Here is a 14236-nt window from a genome sequence, read left to right as displayed (position 1 = left end):
GCCGCGCCGGGCCCGGAGCGGCCCGGTTCCGGCGGCGCGGCGCGCACCAGCCAGGTGGAGGCCCCGGCGGCAGAGGCGGGCGCCGCCGAGCGCCCCGCGACGGGCGGCGTGGCGCGCGGCGCCTCCGAGGTCGAGGCGCGGCCCGGCACCGATGCCGACACGCCGCGCAAGGCGCCGCAGCCGGGCAGCGGTGGCGCAGCCTCCGTCGAGGCGCAGCCGGAAGGCCGGGTGAAGCCGTCGCGGACGCTGCCGGGGCAGGACGACCTGGCCGGCCGCAAGGGCAGCTGGCGCTACGAGCGCAAGGACTGAGAGGGAGACGAAGCGGATGCCAGGCAAGGACGATCGGACAGCGCGGCAGGGGCGCATCATCGCGCTCGTGATCGCCGGGATCGGCCTTGCCTGGATCGCGGCGACGGCCCTCGGATCGGCGCTGGACTGGAGCCAGCGCACGCGCGCCTTCTTCGACCTCGCGGCGCTCGCGGGTTTCGGAACGGCGATTTTCATGATCTATCAGCTCTGGCGCGCGCGCCGGAAGGACGAGGACTGAGCCAATGCTGAAGGACGAAGACCGCATCTTCACCAACCTCTACGGGATGCACGACCGCAGCCTCGCCGGCGCCAAGCAGCGCGGCCATTGGGACGGCACCGCCGACCTGATCAAGAAGGGCCGCGACTGGATCGTGCAGGAGATGAAGGATTCGGGCCTGCGCGGGCGCGGCGGCGCCGGCTTCCCCACCGGCCTGAAATGGTCCTTCATGCCGAAGGAAAGCGACGGCCGGCCGGCCTACCTGGTGGTCAATGCCGACGAATCCGAGCCCGGCACCTGCAAGGACCGGGAGATCATGCGCCACGATCCGCACACGCTGATCGAGGGCTGCCTGATCGCCTCCTTCGCGATGAACGCGCATGTCTGCTACATCTACATCCGCGGCGAATACATCCGCGAGCGCGAGGCGCTGCAGGCGGCCATCGACGCGGCCTATGACGACGGTCTGGTGGGCAAGAACGCCGCCGGGTCGGGCTGGGATTTCGACATCTACATCGCCCACGGCGCCGGCGCCTATATCTGCGGCGAGGAAACCGCGCTGCTGGAAAGCCTCGAGGGCAAGAAGGGCATGCCGCGGATGAAGCCGCCCTTCCCGGCGGGCGCCGGGCTCTACGGCTGCCCGACCACGGTGAACAACGTCGAATCGATCGCCGTGGTGCCGACCATCCTGCGCCGCGGCGCGGAGTGGTTCTCGTCCTTCGGGCGGCCCAACAATGCCGGCACCAAGGTCTTTGCCATTTCCGGCCACGTCAACCGGCCCTGCGTCGTCGAGGAGGCGATGTCGATCTCCTTCGAGGAGCTGATCGAGCGCCATTGCGGCGGCATCCGCGGCGGCTGGGACAACCTCAAGGCGGTGATCCCGGGCGGCTCCTCGGTGCCCTGCATCCGCGGCGAGAACATGCGCGACGCGATCATGGATTTCGACTGGCTCAAGGAGCAGCGCTCGGGGCTCGGCACCGCCGCGGTCATCGTGATGGACAAGCAGACCGACATGATCAAGGCGATCTGGCGGCTGGCGAAGTTCTACAAGCACGAGAGCTGCGGCCAGTGCACGCCGTGCCGCGAGGGCTCGGGCTGGATGATGCGGGTGATGGAGCGGCTGGTCCGCGGCGAGGCCGAGATCGAGGAGATCGACATGCTGTTCGACGTCTCCAAGCAGATCGAGGGCCACACGATCTGCGCGCTGGGCGACGCCGCGGCCTGGCCGATCCAGGGCCTGATCCGCAATTTCCGCGACGAGATCGAGGACCGCATCCGCGGCCGCAGCGGCGCCATCGCCGCCGAGTAAGGGCCGCGGACCGCGTCCGGGCGCATCCCGGGACGGTCCCGGGCGCCCGCCCGCGCGGCGGCGCGCTACGGCGATGCTGCGGGCGGGCTGGACGCTGGCCCCGGGCTGGGGCAGAACGGGGCAGCAGCGACGGGGAAGGGACGAGATGCGCGCGATCCACTGGGCATTGCTTCCGGTTCTGGCCTTGGCCGCCTGCGCCGAGACCGGCGGCCGGGTGCCGTTCAACGGCGAATATTACCGCAGCCGGGTCAGCGCGCCGGCCCTCGACAAGGCCAGTTTCAGCGTCTCCACCGGTCCGGTGAGCCGCGGCGTCGAGGGCGCGCGCAAGGCGCTGCATTACGAGGCGACGCGGCATTGCGTGGCCCATCTCGGCACCTCCGACATCGCCTGGAGCGCCGAGCCGCTGACCGCGCCGCTGTCGGCGCTGTCCCGCGAGGGCGGGCGGCTGGCGTCCTCGGGGCTCTGCCTGGAGGCGCCGCGCCCGGGAATGTGATCGGCGGCGCGCCGCCGGCGATATTGCATAACCGCGCGCCCCGCCCACCTATCCGCGAACGACAAGGTTCGAGGAGACAGTGATGTTCCGTTTTGCCGCGCCCCTGACCGCCGCCGCGCTCACCGCCGGCCTGACGCTGGGTCTCGCGGTCCCGGCCCCGGCCGAGGCCAAGCCGCCGCTGCGCGAGGTGGCCGAGATCGACGACGGGCTGATGGCGGTCGCCATCGCCGACGAGATCCGCAAGAGCTGCGACGGCATCAGTGCCCGCATGATCCGCGCCTATGCCCGCCTGTCCTCGCTGAAATCCAAGGCCCAGGAGCTGGGCTACAGCGACGACGAGATCGACGATTACGTGACCTCGAAGGACGAGAAGCGCCGGATGCGCGCCAAGGCCGAGGCCTATCTCGCCCGGCGCGGCGTCGAGTCCGGCAGGACCGATGCCCTGTGCCGCTTCGGCCGGGCGGAGATCGCCGCTGACAGCGCCATCGGCTCGCTGCTGCGCTGATCCGACGGCCCGGCGCCGCCGCAACTGACCGCGCCGCGACCGGGATTCGGGTCGCGGCGCGGTCCGGCCGGGCGCCGCGCTTCCGGGGGGCCGGATCGCCGCGCTCCGGCGCGGAAAGCATCTTCCCCAGACCGGGCCGGGCGCGCTCCGCGACTTTTCGGCCCGGCTGGGGCGCCCTGCCATCTGGCATGTTGCGCCAGCCCGCGTTAGAACCCGCCCGAGAGCGCCGCGCCCCCGCTTGCCCGGGCGGCGTCAGCCATGGGTAACGAAGGGCTCCGGCATGTCCGACACGCGCAAGATTAACATCGACGGCACGGAATACGAGGTGGATGGCGCCATGACCATCCTCCAGGCCTGCGAGGCGGCGGCGGGGATCGAGATCCCGCGCTTCTGCTACCACGAGCGTCTGTCGATCGCCGGCAATTGCCGCATGTGCCTGGTCGAGGTGGTGGGCGGCCCGCCGAAGCCCGCCGCCTCCTGCGCCATGCAGGTGCGCGACCTGCGCCCCGGCCCCGAGGGCCAGGCGCCGCAGGTCCGCACCAATTCGCCGATGGTCAAGAAGGCCCGCGAGGGGGTGATGGAGTTCCTGCTCATCAACCACCCGCTCGACTGCCCGATCTGCGACCAGGGCGGCGAATGCGACCTGCAGGATCAGGCGATGGCCTACGGCGTCGACTTCTCGCGCTACCGCGAGCCCAAGCGCGCCGTGGTCGACATGGATCTCGGGCCCCTGGTCGGCACGCAGATGACCCGCTGCATCTCCTGCACCCGCTGCGTGCGCTTCATCACCGAGGTCGCCGGCATGCCGGAGCTCGGCCAGACCGGGCGCGGCGAGGATGCCGAGATCACCGCCTATCTCGGCCAGACGCTCGAATCGGAGATGCAGGGCAACATCATCGACCTCTGCCCGGTCGGCGCCCTGACCTCCAAGCCCTATGCCTATACCGCCCGGCCCTGGGAGCTGACCAAGACCGAGACCATCGACGTGATGGACGCGCTCGGGGCCTCGATCCGGGTCGACGCCAAGGGCCGCGAGGTCATGCGCATCCTGCCGCGCAACCACGACGGCACCAACGAGGAATGGATTTCCGACAAGAGCCGCTTCGTCTGGGACGGCCTGCGGCGGCAGCGGCTCGACAAGCCCTACATCCGCGAGAACGGCCGGCTCCGCCCGGCCAGCTGGCCCGAGGCGCTGGCCGCCGCCGGCGCTGCGCTGAAAGGCGCGGCGAAGCCCGCGGGCCTGGTCGGCGACCTTGCCCCGGTCGAGGCCGCCTTCGCGCTGCGCGAGCTGATCGCCGCCTGCGGCGGCACCACCGAGTGCCGCACCGACGGCGCGGCGCTGCCCGCCGGCAACCGGTCGGGCTATGTCGGCAATGCGGCGGTCGAGGATCTCGACCATGCCCGGGCGATCCTGCTGATCGGTACCGATCCGCGGCGCGAGGCGCCGGTGTTGAACGCCCGCATCCGCAAGGCCTGGACCTTCGGCGCCGATGTCAGCCTGATCGGCGCGGCCTGCGACCTGACCTATGCCTACGACCACCTGGGCGCAGACCGGGCGGCGCTCGACGCCCGGCTGGGGCGCTGGGGCGAGGGCGTCGAGGGCGAGACGGTGATCGTGCTGGGGCAGGGCGCCCTGACCGGGCCCGACGGCGCCGCCGTGCTGGGCCGGGTGATGGCGCGCGCCGAGGCGCTCGGCGCCAAGCTCTTGGTGCTGCATTCCGCTGCCGGGCGGGTCGGCGCGCTCGATGCCGGCTGCGCCACCGAGGGCGGCATCGCCGCGGCGCTCGACGGCGCCGACGTGGTCTACAATCTCGGCGCCGACGAGATCGACGTCGCCCCCGGCGCCTTCGTCATCTACCAGGGCAGCCACGGCGACCGCGGCGCCCACCGCGCCGACGTCATCCTGCCCGGCGCCGCCTATACCGAGGAGCAGGGCCTCTTCGTCAACACCGAGGGCCGGCCGCAGCTCGCGCTGCGGGCCAGCTTCCCGCCGGGCGAGGCCAAGGAGAACTGGGCGATCCTGCGCGCGCTCTCGGCCGAGGCCGGGCAGCAGCTGCCCTATGACAGCATCGCCGAGCTGCGCCAGGCGCTGGTCGAGTATGCGCCGCAGCTCTCCGAACTCGACGTGGTGCCGGAGAATCCCTGGCGCGCCGAATCCGTCTCGGGCGATCTCGGCGACGGCGACTTCGTCTCGCCGGTCACGGATTTCTACCTGACCAACCCGATCGCCCGCGCCAGCACCCTGATGGCCGACCTCTCGGCCCGGGCCAAGGCGCGCCGCGAGACCAAGATCGCCGCGGAGTGAGCGCGGTGTCGGCGGCGAGGCTGGCGCCGGCGCTTCTGGCGGGGCTCGCGGCCTGCGCCGAGGGCCCGCCCGGCCCGCGCGGCGCGGCGCCGTTCGAGCCCGATTACCGGGGCATCGAGACGCGGCTGCTGGACGGCGATCTGGTGCAGTTCCGGGTGGCGATGCGCGGCGCCCGGGACGGCCAGGATCTGGCCGATTACGCGGAATGCGCGGCGGCCCAATATGCGCTGATCCGGGGCTACGGCTTCGCGCGGCATATCCGCACAAATGTCTCCGAAGAGGGTGGCCTCTGGCGCGGAGATGCGGTTTACACGATCTCGCCGGCGCTGCCCCGGGGGCTCAGGACCATCGACGCCGAAGTGGTCGCCCTGGACTGCGTCGAGAACGGAATACCGACGGTTTGAGGATGAGATGTCCGAGTTTCTGACCACGACCACCGGAACCGCCCTGATCCTCGTCGCGCAGGTGCTCGGCGTCGTCAGCTTCGTGATGCTGTCGCTGCTCTTCCTGGTCTATGCCGACCGCAAGGTCTGGGCGGCGGTGCAGATGCGCCGCGGGCCCAACGTGGTCGGCGCCTTCGGCCTGCTGCAGACGGTGGCCGACGCGCTGAAATACGTCGTCAAGGAGGTGGTGATCCCGGCCGGCTCGGACCGGGTGGTGTTCATCATGGCGCCGCTCACCTCCTTCGTGCTGGCGATGGTCGCCTGGGCGGTGATCCCGTTCAACGACACCTGGGTGCTGTCCGACATCAACGTCGCCATCCTCTACGTCTTCGCGATCTCCTCGCTCGAGGTCTACGGCGTGATCATGGGCGGCTGGGCGTCGAACTCCAAGTATCCGTTCCTCGGCAGCCTGCGCTCGGCGGCGCAGATGATCTCCTACGAGGTCTCGCTGGGCCTGATCATCATCGGCGTCATCATCTCGTCCGGGTCGATGAATTTCGGCGACATCGTGCATGCCCAGGACACCGGCTGGCACATCTTCGGCTGGTACTGGCTGCCGCATTTCCCGATGGTCTTCCTGTTCTTCATCTCGGCCCTGGCCGAGACCAACCGCCCGCCCTTCGACCTGCCCGAGGCCGAGTCGGAGCTGGTGGCCGGCTACCAGGTGGAATATTCCTCGACGCCGTTCCTGCTGTTCATGGCCGGCGAATACATCGCCATGTTCCTGATGTGCGCGCTGACCACATTGCTGTTCTTCGGCGGCTGGCTGTCGCCGATCCCGGGCCTGCCGGACGGCGCGCTGTGGATGGTCGCGAAGATGGCGTTCTTCTTCTTCCTCTTCGCGATGGTGAAGGCGATCACGCCGCGCTACCGCTACGACCAGCTGATGCGGCTCGGGTGGAAGGTGTTCCTGCCGTTCAGCCTCGTCTGGGTCGTGTTCGTCGCCTTCGCGGCGCGCTACGAATGGTTCTGGGGCCTGTTCGCCCGCTGGAGCACGGGGGGCTGAGATGTCGGACCTGAAGAGCGCGATCCTCGACGCGAAATACGTCGACATGATCGGGCTCGCGGATTTCGTGGTCCGCGATTGCGGGCTGCCGGACATGGATGAGAGGGGCGAGATGCTGCCCCAGGCCAACGAGATCGCCGCGGCGATCTTCCGCTGGGCCGCCGAGGCCGAGCTGGGCGCGCCGACCCCCGGACGCGGCAAGCGGCCGGAGGCCGGTGACAAGGACGAGACCGCCAAGGCCGGGGCCGGGACGCCTCCTGCCGGGGATTGAGGAAAGGGACGTCGACAATGGCGACCATGGATTACAGCCGCGCCGCGAAGTATTTCCTGCTGCAGGATTTCTGGGTCGGCATGAAGCTCGGGCTGAAGTACTTCTTCCGGCCCAAGGCGACGGTGAACTACCCGCACGAGAAGGGGCCGCTGAGCCCCCGCTTCCGCGGCGAGCACGCGCTGCGGCGCTACCCGAACGGCGAGGAGCGCTGCATCGCCTGCAAGCTCTGCGAGGCGATCTGCCCGGCCCAGGCGATCACCATCGACGCCGAGCCGCGCGAGGACGGGTCGCGGCGCACCACGCGCTACGACATCGACATGACGAAGTGCATCTATTGCGGCTTCTGCCAGGAGGCCTGCCCGGTCGATGCCATCGTCGAGGGGCCGAATTTCGAGTTCTCCGCCGAGACCCGCGAGGAGCTGTTCTACGACAAGGCCAAGCTGCTTGCCAACGGCGAGCGCTGGGAGGCCGAGATCGCCCGCAACCTCGAGATCGACGCGCCGTACCGATGACCGGGCGGGGCGCATATCCGGCGGCAGGGCTGCAGGACCGGGATGCGCCGGCCCGCGGGGAAGCGCCATCGCGCCGCCCCCAGAGCACGGAGCGGCGCGGCGCGCGCGGGGCGCGCCGGGCAGGGATCAGGGGCCAGGCCCCGGGAGGTGCGGCATGAGTGCCAAGACCCCGTTCGAGCTGTTCATGCAGCAGGCGCAGGAAATGGCGCGGGCCTTCAACCCGACGCTGGAGAGCTTCGACCCGCGCAGCTTCGAGAAGCTCTGGCCCACCATGCCCAAGGACTTCATGGAGATGACCTTCGGCAAGGGCATCTCCAAGGAGGGGCTCGACGCCAAGACCCGGCTGCTCTTGACCTTGGCGGGCCTGACGATGCAAGGGGCGCAGGCGGACACCCAGGTGCGGATGACGGTGCGCCACGCGCTCGAGGCCGGGGCGACCCGCGACGAGATCGCCGAGACCATCGCGCAGATGTCGATGTTCGCCGGCATCCCCGCCATGACCCGCGCGATGGAACTGGCGCGCGAGGTCATGCAGGACGGAAAGGACGAGGGACAATGAGCGTGTTCGCCTTCTACCTCTTTGCGATCAGCTGCCTGACCGGCGGTCTGATGACGGTGGTGAGCCGCCAGCCGGTGCATTCGGTGCTCTGGCTGATCCTCGCCTTCCTGTCGGCGGCGGGCCTGTTCGTGCTGGCCGGGGCCGAGTTCGTGGCGATGCTGCTGATCATCGTCTATGTCGGCGCGGTGGCGGTGCTCTTCCTCTTCGTGGTGATGATGCTCGACGTCGACTTCGCCGAGCTCAAGGCGCAGATGGCCAAGTACATGCCGCTGGCGCTGCTCATCGGGGTGGTCATCCTGATGCAGTTCGGCATCGCCTTCGGGGCCTGGGAAAGCGCCGAGAGCGCCGGCCGGGTGGTGGTCGCCGCGACGCCCGAGGACATCCACAACACCGCGGCGCTGGGGCTCATCCTCTACGACCGCTACTTCCTGCTGTTCCAGCTGGCGGGGCTGATCCTGCTGGTGGCGATGATCGGGGCGATCGTGCTGACGCTGCGCCACCGCACCCATGTCAAGCGGCAGGACGTGCTGGCGCAGATGTACCGCGATCCCAAGACGGCGATGGAACTGAAAGACGTGCGGCCCGGCCAGGGGCTCTGACGCCGGGCACGGCACCAAGACAAGGTTCCGGCCCCGGTCCCGACCGGGCGCCGGATCCCGCAGCGCGGAAGCGCCGGCGGGGGACGGACCGGAGGGCCGATGCCGTGCCGGTTTCGACAAGGACAACGAGGGACGACGATGATCGGGATCGAGCATTATCTTACGGTGGCGGCGGCGCTTTTCGTCATCGGCATCTTCGGCATCTTCCTGAACCGGAAGAACGTCATCATCCTGCTGATGTCGATCGAGCTCATCCTGCTCGCGGTCAACATCAACCTCGTCGCCTTCTCCTGGCACCTGGGCGACCTGGTGGGCCAGGTCTTCACCCTGTTCGTGCTGACCGTGGCGGCGGCGGAGGCGGCCATCGGCCTCGCCATCCTCGTCTGCTTCTTCCGCAACCGCGGCACCATCGCCGTGGAAGACATCAACGTGATGAAAGGCTGAGAGAATGGAGAGCCTGATCCTCTTCTCGCCCCTCGTGGGCGCCATCGTCGCGGGCTTCGGCTGGAAGCTGATCGGCGAGCGCGGCGCCATGTGGGTCTCGACCGGCCTGCTGTTTCTCGCCTGCTTCTTCTCCTGGATCGTCTTCTTCACCCACGGCCCCGAGACCCAGCACATCCAGGTGCTGCGCTGGATCGAGAGCGGGTCGCTGTCGACCGACTGGGCGATCCGGCTCGACCGGCTGACCTCGGTGATGCTGATCGTGGTGACCACGGTCTCGGCGCTCGTGCACCTCTACTCGTTCGGCTACATGGCGCATGACGCCAATTTCCGCGACGGCGAGGTCTACCGCCCGCGCTTCTTCGCCTACCTGTCCTTCTTCACCTTCGCGATGCTGATGCTGGTGACCTCGGACAACCTGGTGCAGATGTTCTTCGGCTGGGAGGGCGTCGGCGTTGCCTCCTACCTGCTGATCGGCTTCTACTACCGCAAGCCCTCGGCCAACGGCGCCGCGATCAAGGCCTTCGTGGTCAACCGGGTCGGCGATTTCGGCTTCGCGCTGGGGATCTTCGCGCTCTACTTCCTCGTCGATTCGGTGCGCTTCGACGACATCTTCGCCGCCGCGCCGGACCTCGCCAGCACGCAGATCACCTTCCTCTGGGAAAGCGTGAACGCCGCCAACCTGGTGGCCTTCCTGCTCTTCGTGGGCGCCATGGGCAAATCCGCGCAGCTCTTCCTGCACACCTGGCTTCCGGACGCGATGGAAGGCCCGACCCCGGTCTCGGCGCTGATCCACGCCGCGACCATGGTGACCGCCGGCGTGTTCCTGGTCTGCCGGATGTCGCCGCTGATGGAATTCGCCCCCGAGGCGATGAACGTCGTGACCTTCATCGGCGCCTCGACCGCCTTCTTCGCCGCCACCGTGGGGCTGGTGCAGAACGACATCAAGCGCGTCATCGCCTACTCGACCTGTTCGCAGCTCGGCTACATGTTCGTGGCCGCCGGCGTCGGCGTCTACTCGGTGGCGATGTTCCACCTGTTCACCCACGCCTTCTTCAAGGCGATGCTGTTCCTCGGCGCGGGCTCCGTCATCCACGGCATGCACCACGAGCAGGACATGCGGAATTACGGCGGCCTGCGGAAGAAGCTGCCCTACACCTTCTGGGCGATGCTGATCGGCACGCTGGCGATCACCGGCGTCGGCATCCCCCTCACCCATATCGGCTTTGCCGGTTTCCTGTCGAAGGACGCGGTGATCGAGAGCGCCTGGGCCGGCACCGCGGGGGGCTACGCCTTCTGGATGCTGGTCATCGCGGCGCTGTTCACCAGCTTCTATTCCTGGCGGCTGATCTTCATGACCTTCTTCGGCACGCCGCGCGGCGACAAGCACACCCACGAGCATGCCCATGAAAGCCCGATGACGATGCTGGCGCCTCTGGGCGTGCTGGCGCTGGGATCGGTTTTCGCGGGCATGATCTGGTACGGCAGCTTCTTCGGCACGCACGAGCAGGTGAACCGCTTCTTCGGCATTCCGGACGCCCATGCCGAGGCTGCCGCCGAGGCCCACGGCGAGACCGCCGAGGCCGGCCACGACGCGCCCGCCGCAGAGAACCAGGGCGAGACCGCCGCCGCCGACGGACCGGGCGCGGCCGCCGAGGAACTGGCCGAGGGCGATGTCGCCGGCGCGGCCGAGGACATCACCGAGGATCCGGGCCATGCCGAGGCCGGCGCGGACGATCACGGCACCGCCGAGGCGCCGGCGGGCGAGGTTCTGGCCGGCCCGGCGCCGGGCGCGGGGGCGATCTACATGCACCCCGACAACCACGTCATGGACGACGCCCACCACGCGCCGGTCTGGGTCAAGGTCTCGCCCTTCGTGGCCATGCTGATCGGGCTGGGCACCGCCTACCTGTTCTACATCGTCAACCCGACGCTGCCGCAGCGGCTCGCGCAGAACCAGCGCCCGCTCTACCTGTTCCTGCTGAACAAGTGGTATTTCGACGAGATCTACCAGTTCGTCTTCGTGAAGCCCGCCTTCGCGCTTGGCCGGCTGTTCTGGCGCCGCGGCGATGGCAACGTGATCGACGGGTCGATCAACGGCGTGGCGATGGGCGTGGTGCCCTTCTTCACCCGGCTCGCGGGCCGCGCGCAGTCCGGCTACATCTTCACCTACGCCTTCGCCATGGTGCTGGGGATCGCGATCCTCGTCACCTGGATGTCGATCACCGGAGGGGCGGAATAATGGACAACCTCCTTTCCATCGTCACCTTCCTGCCGGCTCTGGCGGCGCTGATCCTCGGCGTCTTCCTGCGCGGCGGCGACGTCGCGGCGGACCGCAACGCCAAGTGGCTGGCGCTGATCGCCACGAGCGCGACCTTCCTCGTCTCGCTGTTCATCCTGGCGCAGTTCGACTCGCGCAATCCCGAGTTCCAGATGGTCGAAGAGGGCGAGTGGCTGCTCGGCCTGACCTACAAGCTGGGCGTCGACGGCATCTCGGTGCTGTTCGTGCTGCTGACCACCTTCATCATGCCGCTGGTGATCGCCGCGAGCTGGGAGGTGAAGGTCCGGGTCAAGGAATACATGATCGCCTTCCTGGTGCTCGAGACGCTGATGCTGGGCGTCTTCATGGCGCTCGACCTGGTGCTCTTCTACCTGTTCTTCGAGGGCGGCCTGATCCCGATGTTCCTGATCATCGGCATCTGGGGCGGCAAGAACCGCATCTACGCGGCCTTCAAGTTCTTCCTCTACACCTTCCTCGGCTCGGTGCTGATGCTGGTGGCGATGGTGGCGATGTATGCCGAGGCCGGGACCACCGACATTCCGACGCTCTTGGCGCACGACTTCTCCGCCGCGGGCTTCGAGATCGCCGGGCTCTACGTGGTGGGCGGGTTGCAGACCATGCTCTTCGTGGCCTTCTTCGCCTCCTTCGCGGTGAAGATGCCGATGTGGCCGGTCCATACCTGGCTGCCCGACGCCCACGTCCAGGCGCCGACCGCTGGGTCGGTGGTGCTGGCCTCGATCCTGCTGAAGCTCGGCGGCTACGGCTTCCTGCGCTTCAACCTACCGATGTTCCCGGTCGGCTCCGAGGTCGTCGGCCCGCTGATCCTGTGGCTGTCGGCCATCGCCATCGTCTACACCAGCCTCGTCGCGCTGGTGCAGGAGGACATGAAGAAGCTCATCGCCTATTCGTCCGTCGCCCATATGGGCTACGTCACCATGGGCATCTTCGCCGCCAACCAGCAGGGCATCGACGGCGCGATCTTCCAGATGCTGAGCCACGGCTTCATCTCCGGCGCGCTCTTCCTCTGCGTCGGCGTGATTTACGACCGCATGCACACCCGCGACATCGACGCCTATGGCGGCCTCGTGAACCGCATGCCGGCCTACGCGCTGATCTTCATGCTGTTCACCATGGCCAATGTCGGGCTGCCGGGCACGTCCGGGTTCATCGGCGAATTCCTGACCCTGATGGGGGTCTTCCAGGTCAACACCTGGGTGGCGTTGGTGGCGACTTCGGGGGTGATCTTCTCGGCCGCCTACGCGCTCTGGCTTTACCGCCGGGTGGTGATGGGCGAACTGGTGAAGGAAAGCCTGCGCACCATCAAGGACATGAGCCGCCGCGAGAAGGCGATCTTTGCTCCGCTGGTCGTCATGACGATCTGGATGGGGGTCTATCCGGCGCCGATCCTCGACCGCATCGGCCCCTCGGTGGAGGCGCTGATCGAGAACTACGAGACGGCGGTGGCGGCCGCCGATCTGGGCGGCGTGCGCATCGTCGTCGAACAAGCGCATTGAGGACCGAGACCCATGCTTCAGGCTGACCTCACCGTGATCCTGCCCGAGATCGTGCTGTCGCTCTGGGCCATGCTGGCCCTGATCGGCGCGGTCTACAGCGGCAAGGACCGCTTCGCGCCGCAGCTGGTCTGGATCACTGCCGGGCTGTTCGTGGCGGTGGCGATCTGGATCGGCTTCCACGAAGGCGGCACCCGCGATGCCTTTGCCGGCAGCTTCATCGATGACGGCTTCGCGCGCTTCGCCAAGATCACCATCCTGCTCTCGGCGGCTGCGGTGCTGGTCATGTCGCAGGAATACATGCAGCGCCGCGACATCCTGCGCTTCGAATACCCGCTCCTGGTCAGCCTCGCCGTGGTCGGCATGATGGTCATGGTCTCCTCCGGCGACCTGATCGCGCTCTACATGGGGCTCGAGCTGCAATCGCTGGCGCTCTACGTGGTGGCATCGCTGCGCCGCGACAGCGCCAAGTCCACCGAGGCCGGCCTGAAGTATTTCGTGCTCGGCGCGCTGAGCTCGGGCCTGCTGCTCTACGGCGCCTCGCTGACCTACGGCTATGCCGGCACCACGCTGTTCTCCGGCATCATCGATGCCGCGGGCGAGGGGCAGGTCTCGCTGGGCCTCCTCTTCGGGCTGGTCTTCCTGCTCTCGGGCCTTGCCTTCAAGGTCTCCGCGGTGCCGTTCCACATGTGGACCCCGGACGTCTACGAGGGCGCGCCGACGCCGATCACCGCCTTCTTCGCCACCGCCCCCAAGGTGGCAGCGATGGGGCTCTTCGCGCGGCTCCTCTTCGACGCCTTCGGCGGCGTCACCGGCGACTGGCAGCAGATCGTCGCCGTTCTGTCGCTGCTGTCGATGTTCCTGGGCTCGGTCGCCGCCATCGGGCAGAGCAACATCAAGCGGCTGATGGCCTATTCCTCGATCGCCCATATGGGCTACGCGCTGATGGGTCTGGCCGCCGGCACCGAGCTCGGCGTGCAGGCGATGCTGATCTACATGGCGATCTACGTCACCATGAATGTCGGCACCTTCGCCTTCATCCTGTCGATGAGCCGCGACGGCCACCCGGTGACCGACATCGCCGCGCTCAACATGTATTCCCGCAAGGAGCCGGGCCGGGCGCTCGCCATGCTGGTGCTGCTCTTCAGCCTCGCCGGGGTGCCGCCGCTGGTGGGCTTCTTCGGCAAGCTCTACGTGCTGCGGGCGGCCTATGACGGCGGCCTGGTCTGGCTCGCTCTGGCGGGCGTGGTGGCGAGCGTCATCGGCGCCTACTACTACCTGCGCATCGTCTTCCTGATGTATTTCGGCGAGGAGCGCGAGGACGGGCTCGATGCCGGCGGCCCGGCGCTGCTCTGGGGTCTCCTGGCGGTGCCGGCGGTGATCATGGTGGTCGGCGTGGTCAACCTGTTTGGCGTCGAGGGCGCGGCCGCCGCCGCCGCGGCATCGCTTGTCAACTGATCGCCCTCGGGGCGGGA

15 protein-coding genes and 1 pseudogene are annotated in these 14236 nt (G+C 68.5%); all 16 read left to right on the top strand.

The genetic code is table 11. The annotated features are described in order from the left end of the window. A pseudogene (locus ACXYMW_RS16920) lies at positions 1–309 on the top strand (hypothetical protein); the annotation flags it as partial. 16 nt (positions 310–325) lie between these two features. Next, on the top strand, positions 326–547 hold the full coding sequence (locus ACXYMW_RS16915) for a DUF5337 domain-containing protein (protein ID WP_459036508.1): 222 nt from the start codon (positions 326–328) through the stop codon (positions 545–547). Positions 548–551: 4 nt separating this feature from the next. Further along, positions 552–1835, top strand: a complete 1284-nt coding sequence (nuoF, locus tag ACXYMW_RS16910) for an NADH-quinone oxidoreductase subunit NuoF (protein ID WP_459036507.1) — start codon at positions 552–554, stop codon at positions 1833–1835. Positions 1836–1980: 145 nt separating this feature from the next. Then, entirely contained in the window at positions 1981–2328 is a 348-nt protein-coding gene (locus ACXYMW_RS16905; RefSeq protein WP_459036506.1) for a hypothetical protein, read from the top strand. An 82-nt stretch (positions 2329–2410) separates the two neighbouring features. Beyond that, on the top strand, positions 2411–2833 hold the full coding sequence (locus tag ACXYMW_RS16900) for a DUF5333 domain-containing protein (protein WP_459036505.1): 423 nt from the start codon (positions 2411–2413) through the stop codon (positions 2831–2833). Between the two features lie 280 nt (positions 2834–3113). Next, positions 3114–5138: an NADH-quinone oxidoreductase subunit NuoG gene (gene nuoG / locus ACXYMW_RS16895; protein WP_459036504.1), complete on the top strand. Its 2025-nt coding sequence runs from the start codon at positions 3114–3116 to the stop codon at positions 5136–5138. Between the two features lie 5 nt (positions 5139–5143). Then, positions 5144–5542 (top strand): hypothetical protein, encoded by a 399-nt coding sequence (locus tag ACXYMW_RS16890; RefSeq protein ID WP_459036511.1) that lies wholly within the window; start codon positions 5144–5146, stop codon positions 5540–5542. 7 nt (positions 5543–5549) lie between these two features. Continuing rightward, positions 5550–6587, top strand: a complete 1038-nt coding sequence (nuoH, locus tag ACXYMW_RS16885) for an NADH-quinone oxidoreductase subunit NuoH (protein WP_459036503.1) — start codon at positions 5550–5552, stop codon at positions 6585–6587. 1 nt (position 6588) lies between these two features. Further along, positions 6589–6858 (top strand): hypothetical protein, encoded by a 270-nt coding sequence (locus ACXYMW_RS16880; protein ID WP_459036502.1) that lies wholly within the window; start codon positions 6589–6591, stop codon positions 6856–6858. Between the two features lie 17 nt (positions 6859–6875). Further along, positions 6876–7370, top strand: a complete 495-nt coding sequence (nuoI, locus tag ACXYMW_RS16875; protein ID WP_459036501.1) for an NADH-quinone oxidoreductase subunit NuoI — start codon at positions 6876–6878, stop codon at positions 7368–7370. Between the two features lie 154 nt (positions 7371–7524). Beyond that, positions 7525–7929: a carboxymuconolactone decarboxylase family protein gene (locus ACXYMW_RS16870; RefSeq protein ID WP_459036500.1), complete on the top strand. Its 405-nt coding sequence runs from the start codon at positions 7525–7527 to the stop codon at positions 7927–7929. Beyond that, a complete protein-coding gene (locus tag ACXYMW_RS16865) occupies positions 7926–8528 on the top strand; it encodes an NADH-quinone oxidoreductase subunit J (protein WP_459036499.1) in 603 nt (200 codons plus the stop codon). The genes ACXYMW_RS16870 and ACXYMW_RS16865 overlap by 4 nt, the downstream gene beginning before the upstream one ends. 138 nt (positions 8529–8666) lie before the next feature. Next, a complete protein-coding gene (gene nuoK, locus ACXYMW_RS16860; RefSeq protein WP_459036498.1) occupies positions 8667–8972 on the top strand; it encodes an NADH-quinone oxidoreductase subunit NuoK in 306 nt (101 codons plus the stop codon). Between the two features lie 4 nt (positions 8973–8976). Then, positions 8977–11211: an NADH-quinone oxidoreductase subunit L gene (gene nuoL / locus ACXYMW_RS16855; protein ID WP_459036497.1), complete on the top strand. Its 2235-nt coding sequence runs from the start codon at positions 8977–8979 to the stop codon at positions 11209–11211. Continuing rightward, the gene (locus ACXYMW_RS16850) at positions 11211–12764 is read left to right on the top strand and encodes an NADH-quinone oxidoreductase subunit M (protein WP_459036496.1); all 1554 of its coding nucleotides are present in this window, start codon (positions 11211–11213) and stop codon (positions 12762–12764) included. Before nuoL ends, ACXYMW_RS16850 begins: the two co-directional genes overlap by 1 nt. A gap of 12 nt (positions 12765–12776) precedes the next feature. Next, on the top strand, positions 12777–14219 hold the full coding sequence (gene nuoN, locus ACXYMW_RS16845) for an NADH-quinone oxidoreductase subunit NuoN (protein ID WP_459036495.1): 1443 nt from the start codon (positions 12777–12779) through the stop codon (positions 14217–14219). The last annotated feature ends 17 nt before the right edge of the window (positions 14220–14236 follow it).

It is taken from the genome of Roseivivax sp. CAU 1761 (genome assembly GCF_054482755.1).
Note: the sequence above shows the minus strand (reverse complement) of the source record. Positions and strands in the feature narration are given on the sequence as shown.